Below are 23,846 nucleotides of genomic sequence, written 5' to 3'. Positions count from 1 at the left end.
CGCTGCCCGCGCTGCCCGCCCGCGCCGCGGCTTCGGGCGCTGGCTGCGCAGGCGCTGATCAGTCCCGCGCCAGCGCCGCCACCGGGTCGAGGCGGGAGGCGTTGCGCGCCGGCAGATAGCCGAAGCCCACCCCGATCAGGCTGGAGCACACCACGGCGGCGATGATGGAGCTGGCCGAATAGATCAGCGTGAAGTTCGAGCCCGAATAGGCGAACAGCACCCCGAACCCCAGCGCCAGCGCGATGCCGGTGACGCCGCCCACGAGGCACACCAGCACCGCCTCGATGAGGAACTGGTTGAGGATGTCGCTCTGCCGCGCCCCCACCGCCATGCGCACGCCGATCTCGCCCACCCGCTCCGACACCGACACCAGCATGATGTTCATCACCCCGATGCCGCCGACGATGAGGGAGATGACCGCGATGGCGGCGATCAGCACCGTCATGGTCTCGGTGGTGGCGGTGATGGTGTTGCGAATGTCGTCGGTGTTGATGATGAAGAAGTCCTTGGTGCCGTGGCGCTGCAGGAGGAAGCGCGTCACCTGCTGCTCGGCGACATCCATGGGCGCGTCGTCGGCCACCTTCACGGTGATGGAGCGCAGCGAGGTGGAGCCGACGAAGCGGGACTGCACCGAGGTGTAGGGCAGGTAGACGGAGAGGTTCTGGCTGGAGCCGAACCCGCCCTGCTGCGGCGCCGCCACCCCCACCACGCGGGCGAACACGTCGCCGATGAGGATGACCTTGCCGAGCGGGCCGCCGGGCACGTCCGCGAACAGGGTCTTGCGGGTGTTCTCGTCGATCACCGCCTCGAGGGTACGGGCGCGCACGCTGTCGGCGTCGAACAGCCGGCCCTGCGTCAGCCGCACGCCCTTGGCGGCGAAATAGCCCTCGCCGACGCCGTTGATGAGGGCGCTGGCCTCGGTGCCGCCGAAGCGCACGGTGGTGGATTTGGAGACGGTGGGCGTCACCGCCGCCACGTAATGCTGGCGGGCGAGGGCATCGGCATCCGCCACCACGAGCGTGGTGATCTTGCCCGATCTTGTATCGCCGAAGGTGCGGCCGGCGAAGATCTCCAGCGTGTTGGTGCCGAGGCTGGAGATGTTGGCGAGCACCTTCTGTCGCGAGCCCTCGCCCAGCGCCACCACGCACACCACCGAGGCGATGCCGATGATGATGCCGAGCATGGTGAGGAAGGTGCGCAGCCGGTGCGCGTTCATGGCCAGCAGCGCCATGATGAAGGCCTCGTAGAGCCGGTCGCCGAAGGCGCGCCAGCGGGCGATGCGCGAGGGCGGCGCGGCGGCGGCCCTGGGCACGCTCACCATGCGGGTGCGGGCGGCGGCAGAGGGGCGGTCGGCGACGATCTCGCCGTCGCGGATCTCGATCACGCGCTGGGCCCGCTCGGCCACCTTCATGTCGTGGGTGACGATGATGATGGTGCGGCCTTCCGCGTTCAGCTCGTCGAGGATGCGCAGCACCTCGGCGCCGCTCCGGGAATCGAGCGCGCCGGTGGGCTCGTCGGCGAGGATCACGTCGGCGCCGTTCATCAGGGCGCGGGCGATGGAGACGCGCTGCTGCTGGCCACCGGAGAGCTGGCCCGGCCGGTGGCCGGTGCGGTCCGCCATGCCGAGCCTAGCGAGAATGGCTTCGGCCCGCTCGCGCCGCGCCTCGGCATTGGCGCCGGCATAGACGGCGGGGATCTCCACATTGCCGAGGGCGGAGAGTTCGCCGAGCAGGTGGTAGCGCTGGAAGATGAAGCCGAAATGCTCGCGCCTGAGCGCCGCCAGCTCGTCCGGCTCCAGCGCCGCCGTCTCCTTGCCGCTCACCCGGTAGCTGCCGGAGGTGGGCCGGTCGAGGCAGCCGAGGATATTCATGAGGGTCGACTTGCCCGAGCCCGAGGCGCCGACGATGGCCACCATCTCGCCGCGGGCGATGTCGAGGTCGATGCCCTTGAGCGCGGCGATGGTGCCCTCGCCGGAGGGATATTCGCGCCACACGCCCTTGAGCTGGATCAGCGGCGCTTCGCCGGTTTCCGCCAGAGGCGGAGCGAGGGATAGGTTCATATTGGGCGCGTTCATGCCCGCCGCTCCCTCACAGCCCGCCCATGGGCGGGCGGCGGGGCGGGCCGCCGGCACCGCTGCCGGACGCGCCGGCCACGGCCTCGCCCGTCACCACCCGCTCGCCCTCGGAAAGGCCGGAGCGGATCTCCGCCGTCACCTTGTCGTTGAGGCCCACTTCCACCGGGCGGCGCTCCACCGTGCCGTCGCCATGGAGCACGCGCACGCGCCAGCCCTTGCCGGCCCGCTCCAGCGCGGTGGAGGGCACGGTGAGCACGTTCTCGGCGCGGCCGAGGATGATGTGCACCTCCGGCGTCATGTAGGTGCGCAGCCGGCCCTTGGGGTTCGGCACGTCGAACACGCCGATATAGTAGATGGCCACGGAGGTGGTGGCCGACGAGGAGGACGACGAAGAGCTGCTGGTGGTGGAGAAGCTGCTGTCGTTCTTCAGGCTCTCCGGCGCTGGCTCGATGAAGCCCAGCTTGGCATTGTGCCGTTCGTCCGGCGCGCCCACCACGGTGAACCACAGGGGCATTCCGGGCGCGACCTTGATGATGTCGGCCTCGGAGATTTCAGCCCGCACGGTCATCACGTCGAGCTGGCCGAGGATGGCGACGGTGGGCGCGGTCTGCGTGGCGTTCAGCGTCTGGCCCTGCTGCGCCACGAGGGCGAGCACGGTGCCGTCCGCCGGGGCGGTGATCTGCGTGTAGCCGAGATTGGCGCGGGCGGTGTCCACCGCCACCTGCGCCGAGATGATCTGCGCATCCAGCGCCGCGAGCTGCGCGCGCGTCACCTTCACCGCGGAATCGGCCGCCTCGAAATCCGCCTGCGAGACCGCCTTCTGCGCCACCATGGTCTTCTGGCGGGCCAGCGTCTGCTCGTTCAGCACGAGGGTCGCCTCCTTCTCCGCCTTCTGCGCGCGGGTGTTGGCCAGCGCCGCCTCGGCGGTGCGCAGGGAATTCTCCTGGGTCACGGAATCGATCTGGGCGATGAGGTCGCCCTTCTTCACCTCATCCCCCAGCTTCACCTTGATGGAGAGGATGCGGCCCGAGGCCTGGGAGCCCACCGCCACGAGGTTGGAGGGCTTCAGCGTGCCGGAGGCGAGTACCGTCTCCTCCAGATTGCCGCGGGTGACGGGCGCGGTCATCAGCCCGGTGCCGGGCACCGGGGCGGTGTAGCGGCTGTAGCCGTAGGCGCCGGCGGCGATCAGGAGCGCGAGCAGTCCCCAGCGCCACAGCCGGCGGCGGGGCTTCTTCTTCGGGCGGGTCGCGCCGGCGGCCGGCGCCGTGCGGGTTTCGTCGAGGGGAGGCAAGGCGTTCACGGCAGCACCGTCATGGCTGGGCGCTCCCGTCGGGGCGCGCGAGTGGCGCGATGCGGGCGAAGTGGGGGCCGGTGTTCTGGTCCACCACCTCAGGTCTGGAGGTGTCGATCCCCCCGTCCCAGCCGCCGCCGAGCGCCTTGTTGAGGGCGATGTAGTATTTCGTGGTCGCGACCCGGCTCTGGATGAGCTGGGTCTGTGCGGAATAGAGCGAGCGCTCCGCGGTGAGCACGTCGAGGAAGCTCGTGGAGCCGTTCTCGTAGAGCGCGCGGGAGAGCCGCGCCGCCTCCCCGTAGGAGGTGACGGCGATGGTCAGCTTGCCGGTCTTGAGGCGCTGCTGGGAGGGCGACACGGAGGCGTTCTCCACATCCTCCAGCGCCGTCAGCACGCTCGCCTTGTAGGCGATGAAGGACACGTCGCGATTGGCCTCCGCGAGGTCCACCAGCGCCTTCAATTGCCCGCCGGTGAAGATCGGCACCGTGAGCGTCGGCCCGAATGCCCAGCTGATGGACGAGGCGCGGCCGAGATCGCCGAGCCGCGAGCCGGTGGCGTTGATGTTGCCGGTGATGCTGATGGAGGGATAGCGGTTCGCCTCCGCCTGCCCGATGAGGGCGGTGGACTGGCCGAGCGCGCGTTCCGCCGCCCGCACGTCCGGCCGGTTGGTCAGAACGTCGGCGGGAATGCCGCGCGGCACCGGCAGGCGTGGGGTCGGGACCGGCTTGACCCGTGACAGGCGCAGCATGAGCGCCGCCGGCGGCTGGCCGGTGAGCACCGAGATGCGGTGGATGGCCGCCGCGAGGGAGGCCTCCAGCTCCGGGATGTTGGCCTCGGTGGAAGCGACGAGGCCGGAGGCGTTGGCGAGGTCCACGGCCGAGGCGGCGCCGGCATCGAGCTTGCGCCGGGTCAGCGCCTCCGTCTCCTTCTGCGAGGCGGCGGTGCTGCGGGCCAGGGCGATCTGCGCCTGATAGCCGCGCACGTCCGCATAGTAGGAGGCGACATCGCCCACCAGCGTCAGCAGCACCGCGTCGAGGCTGTTGACCACCGCATCCACATTGTAGGCCGCCGCCTCCACCCCGCGGCGGTTGGCGCCGAACAGGTCGACCTCCCAGCTGGCATCAAGGCCCGCCTGATACTGGCCGTAGCCGTTGGAGACGGTGATGTCGCCATTGGGGCTGACCCCGCCGCCGCTGTCGCCCCGCGTGCCGGAGGCATTGCCGGTGATCTCAGGGAACAGCGTTCCCATCTGCTGGTGGTAGGAGGCGCGGGCGGCCCGCACATTGGCCTTGGCGGTGGCCACATCGAGATTGCCGGCGACCGCTTCCGTCATCAGCGCATCGAGCATGGGATCGCCCATGCGCCGCCACCACGCCTTCAGCTGTGGCGCCGCCTCCGCCCGCTTCGCCGTCGCCCCCCAGTGGCCGGGGAGGGTCAGCTCCGGCGTGTCGTATTCCGGCCCGACCGCGCAGGCGGAGAGGGTGAGCGCGACCAGGACGCCCAGGGTCGCCCGCAGGGATCCCGCCCGCTGAGGCCGCCACCCCACCGGTCTCTCCCCCACGGGTCTCGCGACCGGGGGACATCCGGCCGGAGAGGGGGCCGCCGGGTCGGTCTGGCCGTCTAAACCATGCACGCGCAACCTGCCTTCCCGCCCCGAAATTGAATCTCGTCCCGAACCTGCACCGAATGCCGTCCTGACACCCACCTGACACCTGGTGAAAGTGCGCCAATATGCGCCATCAGTTGAACGTGTCCACGCGGACCCGCCCTTCGGCGACCCACTGCCCGATCTCCGCCCGCGCGGCCTCCGGCTTCAGCCCGCCCTCCGTCACCAGCACCTGCGCAAGGTTTTCCAATACCGCCTCCGCCATGGCCCGGCGACCGCAGATATAGACGATGGCCTTCGTCTCAACGAGCCATTCAAATACCTCCGCAGCATGCTGCCAAAGCCGGTCCTGCACCCGCGCGCCGTCGTCGGAATCGCGCGAGAATGCAGTGTCCATGCGGGTCAGCGTGCCATCGGCGAGGGCCGTCTCGAACATATCGCGCCACAGGAAATCGCCGGCACGATGGCGGTTGCCGAAGATCAGCCACGCCGGCCCCGCCCGCCCCGAGGCGCGCCGTTCCGCGATAAAGCCGGGGAAGGGCGCGATGCCGGAACCGGCGGCGATCATCATGATGGGCCAGGAGGGATCGGCCGGCGGGTTGAAGCCGGGATGCGGATCAAGCCGGGCCTCGACCATAACCCCTTGTTCTGCTTCACGTAACAGGAACCCGGAGACCCGCCCGAGATGCCGCCCGCCATCCTCTGCGGTCCATTCATGCAGCCGGACGGTGAGGGCGAGCCGGCGCGGATCGACCCGGCTGGAACTGCCCACCGAATAGGAGCGCGGCCGCTCTCCCGCACCCGCCGCGATCCGTACCAGATCGCCGGGACGGAAGGCGAGATCTTCCGCGCTCTGCAGAAAAATCTTCCATGTTTCTCGCGTGTTGTCGGTGCCGGGCACATCAAGGCGCTGGCGGTCGGCGACGGTGAGGGCGAGCGGCGGCGAGACCGCCGGCAGGCCGGCGATGGTGCAGTTCAGGGCGAGTTCGCCACGCACCGCGTCCACCCAGGCGCGGAAGGCGCCGGACGGATCGCCATCGGCCTCCCGAAGCGGCAGCGCCTCGACCGCACCCGCCGCCAGCAGAGCCTCCCGCAGGCGCCGGCCACCACCGCAGAAATTGGCGTAGCTGCGGTCGCCCAGGGCAAGCAGAGCGAAGCGTATCCCATTGAGATCACTGGCTTTCAGGCGCTTCAGCAAGGCCCGCGCGCCGTCCGGCACCTCGCCCTCGCCGGTGGTGGAGGCCACGATGAGGACCAGGGGAAAGCGGGCGATGTCGGCCGGCTTTAGCGCGCCGAGGGGCGCCAGCGTCGCCTTCTCCCCACCAGCGATCAGCCCCTCGAACACCGCCCCCGCCAGACGCGCGGCGGTGCCGGTCTGGCTGGCGTGCGCGACGAGGATATCGCCGCCGGCCGCCACCGGCCGCACCCGGTTGCGGGCCTTGCGTCGCACCCAGGAATACACCCCGGTGATGGTAAGGCCCAGAAGAACCAGTGAAATTCCGAAATTGAGCGCCCCCGACCACGCCCCGCCCCAGGTGCCCTCATGGATCTGCTTGACGAGGCCCGGGCCGCCGACAAGCGGCGTGACGCCGGTATCGGTGACCACAAAGCCGCCCCCGTTCCGGCCGGTCGCATCCGGCGCAATCTGCAGCATCACCGTGCCGCCCCGGAACCGGCGGGCTCCTGCGAGACGGCTCAGGTCGAGATCTGGCCCGGCGATGGCGAGCGCCTGGGTGATGCTCACCGGGCGTTTGGCACGCGGCAGTTCGGGCCGCGATCCGGTGCCGATGTGCAGCGAGAGCATCACCGCCGTCACCGGCGATGTCAGCGTGAGCGGCAGCAGGAGCCAGCCCATGGCGGTGTGCCAGCCCATCAGGCTGTTGCGGAAGCGCAGCCACGCCAGGAAGGGCCCGGCCACCATGATCCCGAGCATCAGGAAGCTTGCGATCTCCACCACGATGCCGAGGCCGAGCAGCAGCGTCTTGTGCAGTCCCTCGGCGGTGCGGAAGATGTCGATGCCGCCGGACGGCGCTGGGGTGTGGGCGCCGCTGGCGACGTCCCAGCGGCCCGCGACGGCCGGGTCCTGCGACAGCACCTGGAGCGCGCGGCCGCCCTCCACCACGCTGATTGCGCCGGGTTTTCCGGTCCTCTCGATGGTGCCGACGATCTGGGTGAGGGCGGCGACGTCCACGGTCGTGCCGGGCTGTGGTCCCTGTCCGTTGTTCACGATGGGCCGGAAGGACAGCACCGCGCCGGTGACGATGATGACGAGGAAGACGGGCGTCAGGATCAGTGCGATCCAGCGGTGGAGGAAGATCAGCGTGCGGCGCACGGCGGCAAACGACATCTTTGCAACTCCAGACGAAACCTGAGCGTGCTGGCTGGACGCGCGGGGCGGTCTGGCTACGGGGTTCGCTGCGGATGTTCATGCCTTATCCGCGTCCGGAAAATTTGTCCCGCAGCGGTCGCTTCGTAAATGTTCGTCCCACGCGGCGGCGCTGATACAGTTGGATACAATTTCGCGGTGGCCGGGCGCCTGCCGGTCGGCTCAAGTCGCACCGAAGGGAACGCGGCCGGCGCCCGCGTCCCAACCCGAGAGAACGGCAGCCCAACGGCAAGATGGAACGCACGCCGCACATCCTGGTCGTCGACGATCATCGCGAAATTCGCGAACTCCTGGCCAAATACCTGACGCGGAACGGGTTTCGGGTCAGCGTCGCATCCGGCGGCGTGGACATGCGCCAGCAGATGCGCACCGGCACCTTCGACCTCGTGGTGCTCGACATCATGATGCCGGGGGAGGACGGCCTGACTTTGTGCCGCCAGCTCCGGCAGGCGAGCGACATTCCCGTCGTGCTCCTCACCGCGGTGGCGGAGGAGACCGACCGGATCGTCGGGCTGGAACTGGGCGCAGACGATTACGTCACCAAGCCGTTCAATCCGCGCGAGCTGCTTGCCCGCATCCGCGCCATCCTGCGCCGGGCGCAGGGGCCGGCGCGGGCGCAGCAGGGCGATCCCGCGCTCTACCGCTTCGACCGCTGGCAGCTCGATCCCGGCCGCCGCGTGCTGCTGGACGAGACCGGCAGCGAAGTGCGTCTCGGCAGCGCCGAGTTCCGCCTGTTGCTCGCCTTCGTCACCCGCCCCTCGGTGGTGCTGTCGCGTGACCAGCTGCTCGACATCACCGCCGGCCGCCCGGCCCAGGTGTTCGACCGCAGCATCGACAACCTCGTGAGCCGCCTGAGGCGCCGCATCGAGCGCGACCCGCAGAACCCCACCCTCATCAAGACGGTGTGGGGCGATGGCTACGTCTTCGCCGCGCCGGTGGAGGTGGAGGCGTGAGAGGACTTGCGAACCGGCTTCTGCGGTTCCTCTGGCCCGGCAGCCTCGCCGGGCGGCTGGTGCTGCTGCTGGTGGCGACTCTGGCGCTGGCGCAGGTGCTGCTGGTGCTGGTTCTCCAGAGCGAGCACGACGCGGTGGTGGCAGGCATCGTGCGCGGGCAGGCGCTCAGCCAGACGGTGACGCTCACCCGCCTCATCGAATCCATGCCGCAGGAGCAGGCCGACCGGCTCGCAGGTGCCTTCACAACGCGCGGCACCTGCGCATGGGTTTCCGCCGACCCTCCCGACCCGCATGAGATGACCTCCACGGAAGAAGGGCTCGCCCGCCTCCTGTCGCGGCGCCTGCATGGCGTCGGCAACGGAGCGCCGGCGGTGCACATCGACACCGACGGCCAGTGGGACAGCCGCTGCCCCGAGCGCAGCAGCGAGGACTTTCCTTGGCTGCGCCGTGGCACGGGTGGGCCCAGTCGCCCTCTGCGGCCGGGTCTCGGCGTTGTGGCGCTCAGCGTGCCGCTCTCGGGCCAGCGCTGGCTGCATGTGGATGCGGTGGTGGGGCTGCCGGGCATCTGGAGCCGGCCCATCGTGCTCTCCTTCCTCATCTCGGCGCTGGCCGTCTCCCTGGTGACGGTGGCCTGCGTGCGGTTTCAGACCCGCTCCCTGCGTTCCCTTGCCGATGCCTCCGAACGGTTCGGCCGCGGCGAAAGTGTCCCGCCGCTCGACGTGCGGGGACCGTCCGAGGTGGCGGCGGCGACGCGCGCCTTCAACACCATGCAGCAGCGCCTCAGCCAGTTCGTGCGCGACCGCATGCGCCTGCTCGCCGCCATCAGCCATGACCTGCGCACGCCGCTCACCACCTTGCGTCTCAAGGCGGAGTTCGTGGACGACGTGGAGGTGCGCAACGACATCGTCGCGACGATTGACGAGCTGGTCGCCATCTGCGAGGCGACCCTCGCCTTCACCCGCGCCGAAGCGACCAGCGAGGAGACCCGGACGGTGGACATCGCGGATCTGTGCGCGGACGTGGTGGAGGAATTTGCTGGTGTCGGCGCAGATGCGGGGATGGCGGACCAGATGGCCGCTCACGTCCTGCTGCCCTGCCGGCCGGTCGCCATGCGGCGGGCCTTGCGCAATCTCGTGGACAATGCGGTGCGCTATGGGCGCCGCGCTGAAGTCACGGTTGGCCAGACAGGGCCGGGCACCGTCTCCATCCGGGTCGAGGACGACGGGCCGGGCCTGCCGGAAGATCGTTTCGAGGACGCGTTCCAGCCCTTCGTGCGACTGGAACCCTCGCGCAGCAGCGAGACCGGCGGCATCGGCCTCGGCCTCGCCATCGCCCGCAGCATCGTCAAGGCTCACGGCGGCGAACTGACCCTCGCCAATCGCCCCGGCGGCGGCCTCCGGGCCGAGATCGTGCTGCCGACGGCCATGCAAAGCTGAAGGCTCGCTCTTCAGCCCGGCCGCGGCGGCGGCAAGGCGTCAGTCGTCCTCCATTTCCAGTTCGTAGAGGCCGGCATCTGGCGTCGCGAGCGGGGCGGAGAGGGTGGCCTTGAGGGCGTTGGAGAAGAACAGGGGCGGCGCCATGGTGCGCGCGAGGGCGACCACCTTGTCCTTCAGCTCGGCCACCTTCGCGGGGTTCTGCATCGAGAGGTCGGTCTTCTCCTCGGGGTCGGCGTCGAGATCGAACAGCTCCACCTTCGGCGGCAGCAGGACGTGCCAGACGAGCTTCCATTTGCCGTCGCGCACGGCGCCCGTGGTCGGCTCCACGTTGTAGATCAGCTCGTCGCGGCCGGGGGCGCCGGCGGCGAGCGCCGCCCAGGCATCCTTGCCGTCGAGCGGCTTGGACTGCTTGAGGTCTGCCCCCGCGAGCTTCGCTAGGGTCGGCAGCATGTCGACGATGTGCATCACCCCGTCCGCCTGCCCCGGCTTGATGCGGCCGGGCCAATTGGCGAGCGCCACCACGCGGGTGCCGCCCTCGTAGAGGGAGCCTTTGCCGTCGCGATAGGGGGCGTTGTTGGGCGGCGGATCGCCGGCCAGCGCCCCTTCGCCCACGAACATCTTGTTGCGGGTGCCGCCATTGTCCGAATGGAAGACGATGAGCGTGTTTTCCCGCATCCCGCGGGCCTCGAGGGCCGCTACCACATGGCCGATCTGGTCGTCCATGGCGGTGACCATCGCCGCATAGGCACGCCGTGAGGGATCGGCGATGTGCGCATACATGTCGAGATAGCGCTGCGGCGCCTGATAGGGCGTGTGTGGAGCGGTGAAGGCGAGATAGAGGAAGAGCGGGGTCTTGGGATCATGGGCGCCCAGCACTCGCACCGCCTCGGCGCCGAACAGGTCGGTGTCGTAGCCCTCTTCCTTCACCAGCGTGTTGTCGCGGTACCAGTCGGTGACGCCGTGCGCCTCGTGCTTGAAATGGTCGATTTCGCCCACCAGCGGACCGTAGAAACTGTCGAAGCCGCGCTGGCGGGGCCAGTATTTCTGGTCCGCATGGCCGAGGTGCCACTTGCCCACGAGCGAGGTGCGATAGCCCACCTCCTTCAGCGCCTGCGGCAACAGGAATTCTTCGGTGGCGAGGCCGTAGGTGCCTCCGGACGGGATCACGCCCACCTGAAGGCCGTAGCGCATGGGATAGCGCCCCGTCATCAGCGCCGCGCGGGTCGGCGTGCAGAGGGGCTGGGTGTAGAATTGGGAGAGCTTGGCGCCGCCGGCGGCGAGGCGGTCGATGTTCGGCGTCTTGATGTCCGAGCCGTGGAAGCCCACGTCGGCGAAGCCGAGGTCGTCGGCGAGAATGTAGAGAATGTGCGGACGCGGCGTCCCCTGCGCCCGTGCGCCGGGGGCGAGCAAAGAGAGGCCGGCGACGGCCGCGAGGAAGCCGGCGCTTCCGGCCAGCACATCTCGGCGGCTCGGGACCTTCTCTTCAGTCTTCTCGTTACGATCAGTCACCTGATACCTCGTCAGCTGGTGAGGCGACGCACACATCGAAATCCGATGTGCACGGAGCCGGTATCGACGGATTGCGGCTGGCGCGCGGCCGGCCGATAGCGACGGCAATAGCTGGGCGCACAAAGATGCGAGCCGCCCTTGAGCACCTTGCGGGGCAGGGCGAGACCGGGGGCGGCCCATTCCAGGCTGTCTTCGATGGTCCCGCCGCGCGGGTTGCGGGGCAGGCAGCAGGATTTCTCCGCGGGAGCGGGATGGCGCGGGCGATACCAGTCGTCGGTCCACTCCCAGACATTGCCGATCATGTCGAGGAGGCCGTAGCCGTTGGGCGGGAAGGCCGCGACGGGCGATGTACCGACGAAGCCGTCCTCGGCGAGGTTCTCTACCGGAAAGCGCCCCTGCCATGTGTTGGCGCGGTGGACGCCGCCGGGGACGAGTTCGTCCCCCCAGGCAAAGGCGGCGCCGTCGAGCCCGCCGCGCGCCGCGAACTCCCATTCCGCCTCGGTGGGCAGCGCCTTGCCGGCCCATGCCGCATAGGCGGCCGCATCGGTGTGGCAGATGTGGACGACGGGGTGGTCCTCGATGCCGGTTAGATCGCTGCCGGGTCCCTGCGGGTGGCGCCAGCATGCGCCGGGCACGAATTGCCACCAGCGGGTCCAGTCGTCGGGATCGCCCGCGTCCATGGGCATGCGGAACACCAGCGAGCCGGGCACCAGCAGCGCGGGATTGGCGCCGGGATAATCCTCCGGCCGGGGCGCCTGCTCGGCGACCGTCACGTAACCCGTCGCGGCGACGAAGCGGGCGAAGGCGCGGTTGGTGACGGGGGTGCGATCCATGAGGAAGGCATCCACATGCACCTGATGGACGGGAGCCTCTTCCGGATAATGATCGTTCGAGCCCATGCGGAACAGCCCGCCGGCGATCCGGATCATGTCCGGATCGCCGGCCGCGGCTGGTGCGTCCTCGACGGAGCCAGTCCCCTGATGTGCGACGGCGCAGCCGCTCTGCCCGTGCATGACCTCTCCGCCAGTGACCGTTCCGCGCTCGGCCTGCGCCCGTTCATGTCCCCCGCATGTCACGGTCTTAGCCGGCTCTTGCTCTAGCGGGAGCGGCGTGGGCTTCTCAATTGCCATTTGGCGCCAACTCGGCGCTTACAGGTCGAGCCGTGCGGCGGTCCGGAAGGCGAGGGGTGTGCGGCCTTCCCAGCGCCGGAATGCCCGGACGAAATGCGCGGGATGGCCATAGCCCAGAGCGCGCGACACCGACGCGACCGGCACCGACGATCCGCCGAGGTGCAGCCGCGCCTGCGCGTGCCGCCAGAGGTCCAACTGCTCTTCGTAGGACGTGCCCAGCCGGGCGAGCCGCCGCTGCAGGGTGCGGGGCGACAGGCCGAGGCTGCGGGCCGTATCCACAAGGGAGAGGGTGCCGGTAAGGGCGGCGCTGTCGAACAGGGGCTCGATCATGCCGATCAGGGCGTCGTCGCTCAGCGTAACAGCGGCGAGTGGCGTACCGCCGCCATCGGGTGCCGGGGCGAACAGCACGTTTGGGCTGTCGAGCCATCGGGCATCGAACGTGATCTCGATCCCGTCTCCCGAACCGAAGCTGACGCCGGCAGTGAGACGATCCTCATAGAGCGTGGGCGGCGCCTTCGCGCGATGGGCGAAGCGGATGTGCAGCGGCGCCGCGTCCGAGCCTGCGATGGCGCGCATCGCGCGCAGGACGAAGGTGGCGACGCCCTCGTTCAGCACCTGCGCGTGCTCGGGATCGCTGTCGGCGAGACGGTGACGCCAGCGCGCGACGCCGTCGCGCTCCTCGATCGCGACCGAGACACCGCCCTGCAGGTCCGGCATCTGGTGGTGAAGGGCGGAAAAGCAGTCGCGCAGGGTGCGCCCGGCGAACAGGGCACGGCCGGCCAGGCCCAGCCGCGTGGGATCAGCGGCATCGGCGAGATCAAGCCCGATGGCGGCCTCCCCGCTGCGCCGGGCGAGATGGAACAGCAGGGTCGAGATCTGGCCGCGGGCCACCACGCGATCGCCGCCGAGCGAGGTGTCATCGAGCGCGCAATCGCGGGGCGTCGCATCGGCAAGCCCGGCCCGGCCGAACAGGGGTGCGAGCGGCACGCCCTGGACGTCGGCGACCTTGGGCAGCATGTGGACGAGCGAGAGCCGGATCGGATGGCGGTCCCACATGGGCTGCGGACTCCATATCGGCGGGCATCAGGGGCCGATGCGCCGGGCGGCTCGGCCCGCGATCGGTCTCCGGATGATCCGGCGCCCCCCTGCCTTTGAACCCCACCTGCGACGCGGTGGTCAAGCTCCGGTAGCGTCACCGGCTCGGGTTCGAGGTGGGCGAAGTGACCGGTTCCGGGACTGGACGCGCCCGGATACAGGCGCGGAGGGCGGCAGGGTCAGAGCCCGCCGAACCACGCGCCGAAATAGCCGGCGTAAAGCTCCGGCGCCTCCAAATTCATGGAATGACCGATGCCGGGCACGGCGACGAAGCGGCAATCGGGCATCACCGCAGCCATCTCCACCATGTCGGCTTCCTTGATGACGCCGTCACGCATGCCCCAGACCACGAGATGGGGATGGCGGATGGTCGCCATCTTCCCCTTCAGCTCGCCGCTCTTCGCCTCCTTGGTGAGGGTGTCGGGCGTGCCGAACCAGATGCCGTCGGACACCGCCCAGACCTGATCGACGATCCGGTCGAACAGGGCGGCACGCGGCCCGGCGTCGGGGATGAAGCGGGCAGGGCCCTTGAACAGCGTCTCATCCACGAACAGGCTGGGCGCGGTCGCGGCCATGATCTGGCGGGTGAGGTCGCGGCTTTCCTTCATCTGGCCGAAGAAGGCGGTCTTCTCGGGCGGGAAGTCGATGCCCTGCGGGCCGACTGGCGACAGGGAGAATACCCGGCCGAAGCGCTCCGGCTGCTTCAGGATCAAGCGAGTCGAGATGATGCCGCCCGTGGAGTGGGTGGCGAGGTGGCAAAAGGGAATGCCGAGCCCATCCAGCGCCGCGATCATGTCGTCGGCGTGCTGGGCAATGGAATAGTTGGAGAAGTCGGCGGCGGGCGCCGGCTTGTCGCTGTCGCCGCAGCCGCGCCAGTCCACCGCCACAGTGCGCACGCCGCGCGGGAAGTGGGGAGCTGCCAGCTCGATCCACTCTTTGCTGGCAAGATTGCCGTGGATGAAGAGGACGGTCGTGTCCCCCGCGCCCCATTCCCGGTAGGCGAGGCGAAGGCCGTTCACGTCGAGCGTCTGCATGGGGGCCTCTTGTCAGGGGCGCGCCGAGGGCGGTTTGCGCTCCGGGTCCGGAGCGCAAACCTTTTGGCGGCACCTACTTGTTCAATCCGGTCGGCGCCGCAGCCTTGGCCGGCGCGGCCTCTGCGGCGGCGGGTGCGCCGTGGATGAGGCGGTCGATGCTCGCCGGCGCGCCGGTGGGCACACGGCCGGTCTCCACAAAGTCCACCACATCCTCGGCGAAGGCGACCGGCTCGTCCGTGTGGATGAAGTGAGCGGTGCCGGGATAGATCTTCACCTGCACGTCGCGCCCCGCCGTGTTCATGCGGCGCATGAAGGGCAGGACCAACTGGCGGGAGAGGTCGGTGAGCCCGTTGAAGGCGGTGCCGGGGATGAAGGGTTCCTTGTCGCCGAAGGCGAGGAAGATCGGCACCTTGATCTCGGTTAGCCGCTTGTAGAGGCTCTTGGGGTCCTTCTCCTGAAGCTCCGCCACCATGGCGTAGATGTCGAAGGTGAACACGTCCACCCACTGCTGAAGCTCGCGCGGATCACCCTTGATCATGCCGATGCGCTGGGCGGTGTGGAGGCGGGCATATTCGCTGTCGCGCAGGAAGTAGCCGTTGCGCTGGGGCGTCACAGCTCCGGTCACGGGATCGCGGCTGCGGAAGTGGTAGAAGTCGTCGATCTGCTGGGCGGTGAGGTTCTTCTCCCGCTCACGCAGGCCGGTCTGGTCCCACGCCTTCTTCCAGGCGTCGAAATCGTGGGCGAAGGCGGGATCGAACAGATCGAGCTTCTTGCCCGGCGCGATCGTGACCTCGCGGGGATATTCCTCGAGGCCGGCCGGTGCTTCGAGGATCAGCTTGGTCACCGCCTCGGGCCAGGAGAGGGCGTAGCCGAGCACGATCTGCCCGCCCATGGAATGGCCGAGATAGGCGGCCTTGGTAACCTTCAGCTGGTTCACCACCACCTCGTGCAGCACGTCGCGCATGTCCTGCAGGGTGCGGGCCGGGCTCTTGTTGAGGTTGCCGGGGCCGGACATGCCGTAATGGGGCATGTCCACGGCGATCACACGCAGGCCACGCTCCAGCGCGATGCGCATGATGTTGCCGTAATGGCCGCCGAACGCGCCCTTGCCGTGGACGATGACCAGCACGTCGGGATTGGCGGCCGTGCCCGCATATTCGTCCATGTAGCCGATGTCCCACTCGACACCGCGGCTGTCCTTCGCCTTGGTCTTCTTCACCGGGAAGGGATAGGTGACGAAGCTGTTCCAGAACGACTTGTCGGGGGTGATGTCGGCCGCGACCGAGGGCGTGCGGTGTGTCTTCGCCGCCATCTCGCGATTGCGGGTGAGGCGCGACACGTCGCCGAGGAAGGCGGCCACGGTGGGATCGAACTGGCGGTTCTTCAGGATGGGGAAGACGCCGTAATGGGCGACCGGGCTCTTCTCATGCACGAAGTCCGCGCCGGGCACCTTCTCCACCGTGCGCTTGGCGCGGTCGAAAGTGAGCCACTGGTCGTTCTCGATGTGCATCACGAGGGTGCGCGCCTTGATGCGCTTCAGCTCGGCATTGATGTTGTAGGTCTCGCCGGCGCGGTTGCGCCACAGCAGGTCGACCGCATCGAACAGCAGCGAGCGGGCGGCGATGGAGGCGCCGGCCTGCGGGTTGGGCGGGTTCCAGTAGAAGACGTCCCGCTGCACCGTCGACCAGTCCTGCTGCGAGCGGTGCTGGAAGTCGAACCCGGTGAGGTTGAGGATCGACCAGCCGAAGGCGACGCCCTGGTTGGGGTGCTTGTCCTTGGGCAGGTTGTAGTAGTTGCCGCCGGTGGCGCGCCACTGGGGGTCGCTCTCGATGGCGGCTGACATGAGCTGGAAGGTCCAGTTGCCCACCGGGTCCTCGCCATCCGACTGGCTGGTGCCGCCGATGGGCATCAGGCCGTCCATGAAGTCGGGATGCATCACGCCCCAGACATAGGTCTGCGTCGCGCCCATGGAGACGCCGGTGACGAGCGAGGCGCGGGCGACCTTCAGATGGTCGCGCAGCATCCGGTAATTAGCCTGCACCATGTCCTGGTAGCTGTATTGCGGAAACTTCTGCCCAAGCCCTTCCGAGGGCTTGCTGGTGCCCCACAGGCCGAGGGCATCCACCAGCACGACGTAATACTGGTCGGTATCGATGGGTTTGCCCGGCCCGATCACCGAGCCGCCGGAAAGGGCCGTACCCTCCACCCACTGGGCGTACATGTCGGTGGCGTCGCCGGAATAGAAGGAATTGATCACCACGGCGTTGGTGATCTCGCCGGCGGCGTTGCGCTTCGGGGTGCCGAGCGCGATGTAGGCTGTCTTCGCCGGGCCGGCGCCGAGGGATTCCAGCGTCGTGCCGCCTTCCCCGCCGTTTGCCCATTTATCCGGGTTCGACAGGTCGTAGCGGCCGCCGATCCTGAAGTTGGCGACCTCGTAGAATTTCTTGAGCTGGCAAAGCCGCTGCTGCGAGCAGGTGCCGGTGAGGGGCGCTTGCGGCGCCTGAACAGCCTGGGCCGGTGCGGCCGGCGTCTGGGCGTAGGCGGCAGGGGTGGTCACGGACAGGGCCGTCGCGGCGAGCGCGAGGCCCAAGGCTATGGCGTACCTCATGTTTCCTCCTGCGGCCGGTCTTTGTCATCGCCGCCGTCCGGAGAGAGAACAGCATGCCCGCGCGCCCAAGGGAAGCATGGCTGTGAAGCATGGCCGTTGGGAGGATGCGCGCAACCTGTGGGCGGCGCGAACCCTTAGCCGCCGTAGCGCCGCGCCGCCTCGATGGCGAGACCGGTACCCACCGATCCGAAGGTGTCGCCCTCGATCACCCGGGCCTGCGGGACGCAGGCGCAGATGGCGGCGCGCACATGGGCGAGGCGGGTCGAGCCGCCGGTCAGGAACAGGGCATCGATGGCGTCCGCCGTCAGTCCGGCGGCGGAGAGGCAGGACGATATCCGCCCGGCGATTCGCTCGGCGAGGAGCCCGGTGTGGGCGATGAGGTCGTCATGGGAAATGCCGACCGAAAGCCCGGCCTCCAGCACGGCGAGATCGAGTTCCGTGGCGCCCTCCTCGGCCACGCGGATCTTGGCCGCCTCCACGTCGAGCGCGAGGCCGTGGCCGCGCTCTTCTTCGACGGCGCGCGCGAGGCGCGAGACCAGCTCCGGCTGCGCCGCCGCGCGTTCCAGCTCGCGGATGGAGCGCGCGGTGCGCCCGTCATAGAGCCGGTTGATGGCTGACCAGGTGGCGAGGTCGTGATAGAGCGCCGCCGGCATGGCGAGGCCCTTGCGCTTCAGCGGGCTGCCATGGCCCAGCAGGGGCATCACCACGGCCAGAGACAAGTGCCGGTCGAAATCCGTGCCGCCAATGCGCACGCCCTCGTTGGCGAGGATGTCGGAGGCGCGGTCGGCGCGGTTCTGGTGCCCGCGATCGATGCGCACGATGGAGAAGTCCGAGGTGCCGCCGCCGATGTCGGCGATCAGCGCCAGCTCCTCGCCGGCCACCTGCCGCTCATAGTCGAGGCTGGCCGCGATGGGCTCGAACTGGAAGGAGAGGGCGCTGAAGCCGATGTCGCGGGCAATGGAGCCCAGCGTCTCCTCGGCGCGCTTGTCGCCGTCCGCGTCGCCATCGACGAAATGCACCGGCCGGCCGAGGACGACCTCGCGCAGCGGCCCGTTGGCCTCGGCCTCGCCGCGCGCCTTTACCTCGGCGAGGAACTCCCCGATGACGCCCTTGAAGCCGAGCCGGCGACGGCCGACCGGCGTCGTCTCCTCGATGAGGGACGTGCCGAGCACGGATTTCAGGGCGCGCATCAGGCGGCCCTGCTCGCCGCCCACATAGGCGGCCATGGCGGCGCGGCCCACCAGCGGGGTGCCGGTCCAGGGAAAGAAGATGGCGCTCGGCAGGGTGTCGGATGCGCCCTCCAGCCGCGCGAGGCGCGGGCCGTTGGATCCGTTCAGGCCGAGGGTCGTGTTGGAGGTGCCGAAATCGAGGCCGCAGGCGGTCATCGGGCCTCCTTGCCGTATGCGGGTGCGGAAGGCCGGGCTAGCTAGACCAAGTCTCGCTGCAGCGCAAGAGAAAGCGCAGCCAGCGCCCGGGCGACTGCCGTCGCCCGGGCGCTGTGAGGGTGCTCAGAAGTGGTAGCCGATGCTCATGAACGGCCCATGCATGGTGGTGTTGTAGCGGAAGTCGCGGGTGGGCGAGGTGATGGATTCGTAGTCGGTGTAGAGGGCCCGATAGCCGAGCGCCGTCGACCAGGATTCATTCCAGTTGTAGCCCACCGCCACGAGGCCTTGCGCCGAGAGCTTGGAGCTCGCCGGCAATCCGAATCCGCCGACGTCCGCAAGTGCGTTCAGGAACCACTGCTTGTTGAGCTTCCACTGCAGCGCGAGACCGAAGGTCGGATCCAGCCAGTCCTTGGAGTCAGATTCGGAAATGGCGAAGGGCACGAAGATGGAGCTGAGGGAGGTGTTGGCCGACAGCCGCTGATAGCGGAAGCCGGCGGTTGCGGAGAGGTCGAAATCGTCGTCCCCCACCGGCAGCCGGTAGCCGGCGGCGCCGGACAGGATGAACAGGCGCTGGGAGAAATCGACGAGGGGCTGGCCGGCGGTCGACAGGTTCTTGCTGGTGCCGAGCTGCGACCAGAACACGTCCGCGAACAGGGTCCAGTTGTCTTTCTTGGCGATGAAGTTGCCCATCACCGCACCCTGGAAGTTCTGCATCACGTCGCCGAAGGTGATGTCCACCGGAATGGCCGGCAGGCGGCGGATGCCGATGTCGCCGTCGATGCCGGTCGCCCAAAGGTACAAGGTGGCCTGATACTGCCAGCTGGACGCCGCCGGGGGCTGCGCAGCGGGCGCCACGCCGAGGTCCGCAGCGTGGGCAGGACGCGCGGGTGCCATCGCCAGCATCGCGCCCGCGACCAGCATGGCGAGCGCGGCGCGCAATCCCACTCGCGCCCCCCGACGCGTGCGAGCTGTGCCGTCTGACCCGGCCGAGCGGTGTGCGGCCGTTGTTTCGAACTGATGCCCCCGGACCATAATTCCCCCGTCTTGAGCCGGCGCCGTCCTGGGGCGCCTCGCCGGGTCTTGTCATGCGCCGGCCGCGCCATCCTAGCGCAGCCGCGTGGGCGGAACTGCCCCGCCCACGCTATTCCCGGCCGGGTGTGGCCATGCAGCAACGGGAGTGTGGGCTTGCGCAAGGGGACTTCTGAAGGAATGCGGGTTTTCGTGTGCATCCTTGCAATCATTGACGTTTCGTAACAGGGCCTCCGTTCGCGCGGGTGTGAAGCCAAGTCCTCACGCCGTGCGGGTTTTGATCTTGCGCGCCACGGTGAAAGCGTGTGAACAGGCTCTGTTACTGTCCAGCTTGAGCGGTGGCAGCTACGTCGGGTCGCCGTAAGCCAAGCCGGTCGAGAAAGAGATTGGAAGACGAGGGCACCCGTGACCACGACACTGCCTCTGGTGCGCGCCGCGGCCATCGCGCCGCTCATGGTCTGGCTGCGCGATAGCGGTTACTCGCTCGACCAGATGCTGCTCGACGCCGGCCTACCGGCGGGGCTGATCGAGGACCGTGACCGCCCGATCCCGCTCATGGCCGGAATCCGCCTGCTGATGGAGGTCGTGGGGCGGGAGGGGCATGATGTGCCCTGCCGCATGGTCGCCCATGCCGGGATCGAGGAACTCGGTTTTCTGGGCCAGATCGTCATGACCTCCCGCACACCGCGGGAGGCTTTCACCAAGGTGGCGCGCGCCTATCTGCACCACGGCTCCCACGAGCTGTTCACCCTGACGCCCGATCCTGGCGGTGGCGCGGTACGCCACGCCTTTCGCGTGCCGGTGGATGCCGAGCACCTGTCCTTCGTGCACCAGTATGTGGCCGCATTGATCCGCACCGTGGCCCTGCGCACGGGCCATGAGGGTCCGCTGATCGAGCGGATGGAACTGACGCCTCACCCGCGCCACGGGGTTGAGGGCATGAGCGCCCAGTTCGGCTGCGAGGTGGTGCCGTCGGCGAACCGCACCGTGACCATGGTCTTCTCCGATGCGGTGCTCGACCGGCCTTATGTGAACGGGCGGCAGGTTGCCGACGTTGCCGTCCCCGCGGGTTCTGCGGTGATCCGCGGCGACGGCACGCTGGCCGGCTCCATCACCACCATCCTGCCAGCCCTCATGGAAGCCGGCACCGAGCCGAGCCTCGCCTGCATCGCCGAACTCGCGTTCATGAGCCGGCGCACCCTGCAACGCCGGCTGGCCGCCGAGGGGGCCAGCCTGTCCGAGCTGATCGACAAGGTGCGCGCCGAGCAGGCCATCGCCCGCCTCACCGCCACTGGCAGCGCCATTCGGACCGTGGCGGCGGAGGTGGGATACGGCTCCAACGCCAGTTTCAGCCGCGCCATCCGGCGCTGGACGAGCACTTCGCCGAGTCGCCTACGGCGCAGCGCGCTCGGCGAGAGGACGGACACCGGCAACGAGGCCGAGTAGTCGCTAACGTCGCCCCTTCGTCCTCGCGCGCACTTGCGTGGCCGGTTGGGGAGCCGTGTCGCGGGAGGTCTCGATGTCGCGGTGGAAGCTGCACCGACCATGGTCGGCAAGCGTCTCGATGACGCGGCATTCGGCGACCTGGCCGTGGGCGCAGGCCTGCACCATCTGCTCCAGCTCCGCCTCCAGCGCCCTCAGGGAGGAGATGCGCCGACGCACCTCGTCGAGGCGAGCGCCGGCGATGGCATCGGCCTCGGCGCAGGGCTGGTCGGGGCGATCCTGCAAGGTCAGCAGCGTGCGGATGGCATCGAGGCCGAAGCCCAGCTCGCGGGCATGGCGGATGAAGGCGAGGCGCTTCACCTGCGCATCGTCATAGAGCCGGCGGTTGCCCTCACTGCGCGGCAGGTGCGGCAGCAGGCCGGTCTCCTCGTAGAAGCGGATGGTGGGCACCTTCACGCCGCTGATACGGGCGGCTTCGCCGATTGTGAGGTGCGCGTGCACCGGAGCCATGGGGGTTGCTCCTCTAGTTACTAGAGCATTTAGGCTGCCACCATGACCAAAGGAAAGGCGGCATCATGACAGCCGGGCAGGTTCAGACTCGCTATCGCGTCTCGGGCATGGATTGCGCATCCTGCGCGGCGAAGATCGAGGCCGTGGCAAGCCGTCTGGACGGAGTGGCGGCGGCGAGCGTGTCCGTGGCGGCGGCGACCTTGGTCGTGCGGCACGTTTCCGGTGCCGATCTCTCGGCCTTGCCGGCGCGGCTGAAGCCCATGGGTTATGGCCTCGCCCTCGCGAACGTCGAGCCGGCCCGCACGTCCGCTCCTGCCGCGGCCCCCGAGGCGTGCTGCAATCATGATCATGGTGCCCATGGGGGCCATGATCATGGCGGGCATGATCACGCGGATCATCCCCATGCGGGGCACGACCACTCCAGCCATCCTCCGGATCGGGATGCGCCTGCCGGCGGCCACGATCACGCCCATGGTGCGGAACCGGGGGAGGGCGGGTTCTGGTCCAACGGCAAAGCGCGACTAACCCTTGCCAGCGGTGCCGCCTTCGCGGCGGCCTTCCTGGCCGGCCTCATCCTGCCGCAGGTTCAGACACCCCTGTTCATCGCCGCGATGCTGGTCGGCCTCGTGCCCATCGCCCGCCGTGCGTTCGCAGCCGCAGCGGTCGGCATGCCCTTCACCATCGAAACGCTGATGACCATCGCGGCCGTGGGCGCGGTCATCATCGGCGCGGCGGAGGAAGCTGCGGCCGTCGTGTTCCTCTTCCTTGTCGGCGAGCTGCTGGAGGGCTTCGCCGCGGGTCGGGCGCGCGATGGCATCAAGGCGCTCGCGGCCCTGGTGCCGAAGACGGCGCTGGTGGCGCGGGGCGGCGATTTCGTGGAAGTGCCGGCGGCGCAGCTCGCCGTGGGTGAAACCATCCTCGTGCGTCCGGGCGACCGCATCGCGGCCGATGGCGAGATCGTCGCGGGAGAGGGCGGGATCGACGAAAGCATGGTTACCGGCGAGAGCGCGCCCGTGACCAAGGGCGTCGGCGCGGGTGTGTTCGCCGGCACCGTCAACGGCGATGCGGCGCTCACCGTGCGCGTCACTGCGACGGCCGAGGACAACACCATCGCTCGCGTGGTGAAGCTGGTGGAGGAGGCTCAGGAGGCGCGCGCGCCCACCGAGCGGCTCATCGACCGCTTCTCGCGGGTCTACACCCCCGCCGTCGTGGTCATCGGCGCGCTGGTGGCGACCGTCCCGCCGCTGCTGTTGGGCGGCGACTGGGGCGAATGGGTCTACAAGGGCCTCGCCATCCTGCTCATCGGCTGCCCGTGTGCGCTGGTCATCTCGACCCCCGCGGCCATCGCCTCGGGCCTGTCCGCCGGCGCGCGCCGCGGGCTGCTCCTGAAGGGGGGCGCGGTGCTGGAGACGGCAGGCAAGGTCACTGTGGTCTGTCTCGACAAGACCGGCACCCTGACCGAGGGACGGCCGAAGGTGACGGATGTGATCGGCTTCGCATTGCCCGAAACGGAGGTGCTGCGCCTTGCTGCCGCTCTGGAGGGCGGATCGAGCCATCCCCTGGCGAAGGCCATCCTCGACCGCGCTGCCGCTGATGGCCTCTCCATTCCCGCCGCGAGCGATGGTCGTGCGCTGGGCGGCAGGGGGGTGACGGGGATCGTTGAGGGGCGCGAGGTGTTCCTCGGCTCCGTCGCAGCGGGGGTTGCGCGGGTTGCGCTCGATCCGCAGACGGAAGATCGCCTCGCAGGGCTGAACGACGAGGGCAAGACCGTGTCCCTCGTCATCGTCGGCGATGTGCTCGCGGGCGCCATCGCCATGCGCGACGAGCCGCGCGCGGATGCGGCGGCGGGACTCGCGGCGCTGAAGGAACGCGGGCTGCGCACGATGATGCTGACGGGCGACAACGCCCGCACCGCCGCCGCAATCGGCCGCGCGCTCGGCATCGAGGTGCGCGCCGGGCTTCTGCCGGAGGACAAGCAGCGCATCGTCTCCGAACTGAAGCGGCAGGGTGAGATCGTCGCCAAGGTGGGTGACGGCATCAACGATGCGCCGGCGCTGGCTGCGGCTGATATCGGCATCGCCATGGGCGGCGGCACCGACGTGGCGCTGGAGACGGCGGATGCCGCCGTGCTGCATGGCCGCGTCCGGGACATCGCCGGCATGATCGACCTGTCCCGGCGGACCATGCGCAACATCCGCCAGAACATCGGTATCTCGCTGGGACTGAAGGCGGTGTTCCTCGTCACCACCGTCGCCGGCATCACCGGCCTTTGGCCGGCCATTCTCGCCGATACCGGCGCGACCGTGCTCGTGACCGCCAACGCGCTGCGGCTTCTGCGGCGGACGGGGGAGTGATCC

16 protein-coding genes are annotated in these 23,846 nt (G+C 69.2%); 4 read left to right on the top strand and 12 right to left on the bottom strand.

The genetic code is table 11. From position 1 onward, the window contains the following. Positions 1–58: 58 nt before the first annotated feature. From ACE3QW_RS00730 to ACE3QW_RS00715, 4 genes are all read right to left on the bottom strand, one after another. On the bottom strand, positions 59–2,074 hold the full coding sequence (locus ACE3QW_RS00730) for a MacB family efflux pump subunit (RefSeq protein WP_374250030.1): 2,016 nt from the start codon (positions 2,072–2,074) through the stop codon (positions 59–61). A 13-nt stretch (positions 2,075–2,087) separates the two neighbouring features. After that, positions 2,088–3,374 (bottom strand): efflux RND transporter periplasmic adaptor subunit, encoded by a 1,287-nt coding sequence (locus ACE3QW_RS00725; protein ID WP_374250029.1) that lies wholly within the window; start codon positions 3,372–3,374, stop codon positions 2,088–2,090. 10 nt (positions 3,375–3,384) lie between these two features. Continuing rightward, entirely contained in the window at positions 3,385–4,911 is a 1,527-nt protein-coding gene (locus ACE3QW_RS00720) for an efflux transporter outer membrane subunit (RefSeq protein WP_374250028.1), read from the bottom strand. Positions 4,912–5,104: 193 nt separating this feature from the next. After that, complete coding sequence (locus ACE3QW_RS00715) at positions 5,105–7,318, bottom strand: PepSY domain-containing protein (RefSeq protein ID WP_374250027.1); 2,214 nt, start codon at positions 7,316–7,318, stop codon at positions 5,105–5,107. A gap of 272 nt (positions 7,319–7,590) precedes the next feature. Between ACE3QW_RS00715 and ACE3QW_RS00710 the strand changes: the two genes are divergently transcribed. Together ACE3QW_RS00710 and ACE3QW_RS00705 are read left to right on the top strand one after the other, a co-directional pair. Beyond that, entirely contained in the window at positions 7,591–8,310 is a 720-nt protein-coding gene (locus ACE3QW_RS00710) for a response regulator (protein ID WP_024281143.1), read from the top strand. Next, positions 8,307–9,746: an ATP-binding protein gene (locus ACE3QW_RS00705; protein ID WP_374250026.1), complete on the top strand. Its 1,440-nt coding sequence runs from the start codon at positions 8,307–8,309 to the stop codon at positions 9,744–9,746. Before ACE3QW_RS00710 ends, ACE3QW_RS00705 begins: the two co-directional genes overlap by 4 nt. A gap of 39 nt (positions 9,747–9,785) precedes the next feature. On the opposite strand, the gene ACE3QW_RS00700 is transcribed toward ACE3QW_RS00705, so the two are convergent. The 7 genes from ACE3QW_RS00700 to ACE3QW_RS00670 all read right to left on the bottom strand — a co-directional run bounded on the left by ACE3QW_RS00700 (position 9,786) and on the right by ACE3QW_RS00670 (position 19,452). Then, positions 9,786–11,255, bottom strand: coding sequence for a sulfatase-like hydrolase/transferase (locus ACE3QW_RS00700; protein WP_374250025.1), 1,470 nt, complete (start codon positions 11,253–11,255; stop codon positions 9,786–9,788). 11 nt (positions 11,256–11,266) lie between these two features. Beyond that, the gene (locus tag ACE3QW_RS00695; RefSeq protein WP_374250024.1) at positions 11,267–12,184 is read right to left on the bottom strand and encodes a formylglycine-generating enzyme family protein; all 918 of its coding nucleotides are present in this window, start codon (positions 12,182–12,184) and stop codon (positions 11,267–11,269) included. 219 nt (positions 12,185–12,403) lie between these two features. Beyond that, on the bottom strand, positions 12,404–13,441 hold the full coding sequence (locus tag ACE3QW_RS00690; RefSeq protein WP_374250023.1) for an AraC family transcriptional regulator ligand-binding domain-containing protein: 1,038 nt from the start codon (positions 13,439–13,441) through the stop codon (positions 12,404–12,406). A 218-nt stretch (positions 13,442–13,659) separates the two neighbouring features. Then, on the bottom strand, positions 13,660–14,514 hold the full coding sequence (locus ACE3QW_RS00685; RefSeq protein ID WP_374250022.1) for an alpha/beta fold hydrolase: 855 nt from the start codon (positions 14,512–14,514) through the stop codon (positions 13,660–13,662). A 73-nt stretch (positions 14,515–14,587) separates the two neighbouring features. Next, positions 14,588–17,122 (bottom strand): alpha/beta hydrolase, encoded by a 2,535-nt coding sequence (locus ACE3QW_RS00680; protein WP_374250021.1) that lies wholly within the window; start codon positions 17,120–17,122, stop codon positions 14,588–14,590. 134 nt (positions 17,123–17,256) lie between these two features. Beyond that, positions 17,257–18,507 (bottom strand): Hsp70 family protein, encoded by a 1,251-nt coding sequence (locus ACE3QW_RS00675; RefSeq protein WP_374250020.1) that lies wholly within the window; start codon positions 18,505–18,507, stop codon positions 17,257–17,259. Positions 18,508–18,630: 123 nt separating this feature from the next. After that, positions 18,631–19,452, bottom strand: a complete 822-nt coding sequence (locus ACE3QW_RS00670; RefSeq protein ID WP_374250019.1) for a hypothetical protein — start codon at positions 19,450–19,452, stop codon at positions 18,631–18,633. Positions 19,453–19,941: 489 nt separating this feature from the next. Here ACE3QW_RS00670 and ACE3QW_RS00665 point away from each other — a divergent pair, with 489 nt between their 5' ends. Further along, complete coding sequence (locus tag ACE3QW_RS00665; protein ID WP_374250018.1) at positions 19,942–20,982, top strand: helix-turn-helix domain-containing protein; 1,041 nt, start codon at positions 19,942–19,944, stop codon at positions 20,980–20,982. 3 nt (positions 20,983–20,985) lie between these two features. Here ACE3QW_RS00665 and ACE3QW_RS00660 read toward each other — a convergent pair whose 3' ends face one another. Continuing rightward, on the bottom strand, positions 20,986–21,489 hold the full coding sequence (locus ACE3QW_RS00660) for a helix-turn-helix domain-containing protein (protein ID WP_374250017.1): 504 nt from the start codon (positions 21,487–21,489) through the stop codon (positions 20,986–20,988). A gap of 65 nt (positions 21,490–21,554) precedes the next feature. On the opposite strand from ACE3QW_RS00660, the gene ACE3QW_RS00655 reads away from it, so the two are divergent. Further along, the gene (locus tag ACE3QW_RS00655) at positions 21,555–23,843 is read left to right on the top strand and encodes a heavy metal translocating P-type ATPase (RefSeq protein WP_374250016.1); all 2,289 of its coding nucleotides are present in this window, start codon (positions 21,555–21,557) and stop codon (positions 23,841–23,843) included. The last annotated feature ends 3 nt before the right edge of the window (positions 23,844–23,846 follow it).

Source organism: Xanthobacter sp., assembly GCF_041911315.1.
GTDB lineage: Bacteria > Pseudomonadota > Alphaproteobacteria > Rhizobiales > Xanthobacteraceae > Xanthobacter > Xanthobacter aminoxidans.
The sequence above is the reverse complement of the archived record's forward strand: the minus strand, read 5'-3'. Positions and strand labels throughout refer to the sequence as shown.

Bases quoted from the DNA above. Each gene is read 5' to 3' on its own strand.
- ACE3QW_RS00730 (WP_374250030.1), bottom strand. From the start codon at position 2,074: ATGAACGCGCCCAATATGAACCTATCCCTCGCTCCGCCTCTGGCGGAA.
- ACE3QW_RS00715 (WP_374250027.1), bottom strand. From the start codon at position 7,318: ATGTCGTTTGCCGCCGTGCGCCGCACGCTGATCTTCCTCCACCGCTGG.
- ACE3QW_RS00710 (WP_024281143.1), top strand. From the start codon at position 7,591: ATGGAACGCACGCCGCACATCCTGGTCGTCGACGATCATCGCGAAATT.
- ACE3QW_RS00695 (WP_374250024.1), bottom strand. From the start codon at position 12,184: ATGATCCGGATCGCCGGCGGGCTGTTCCGCATGGGCTCGAACGATCAT.
- ACE3QW_RS00690 (WP_374250023.1), bottom strand. From the start codon at position 13,441: ATGTGGGACCGCCATCCGATCCGGCTCTCGCTCGTCCACATGCTGCCC.
- ACE3QW_RS00685 (WP_374250022.1), bottom strand. From the start codon at position 14,514: ATGCAGACGCTCGACGTGAACGGCCTTCGCCTCGCCTACCGGGAATGG.
- ACE3QW_RS00680 (WP_374250021.1), bottom strand. From the start codon at position 17,122: ATGAGGTACGCCATAGCCTTGGGCCTCGCGCTCGCCGCGACGGCCCTG.
- ACE3QW_RS00675 (WP_374250020.1), bottom strand. From the start codon at position 18,507: ATGACCGCCTGCGGCCTCGATTTCGGCACCTCCAACACGACCCTCGGC.
- ACE3QW_RS00660 (WP_374250017.1), bottom strand. From the start codon at position 21,489: ATGGCTCCGGTGCACGCGCACCTCACAATCGGCGAAGCCGCCCGTATC.
- ACE3QW_RS00655 (WP_374250016.1), top strand. From the start codon at position 21,555: ATGACAGCCGGGCAGGTTCAGACTCGCTATCGCGTCTCGGGCATGGAT.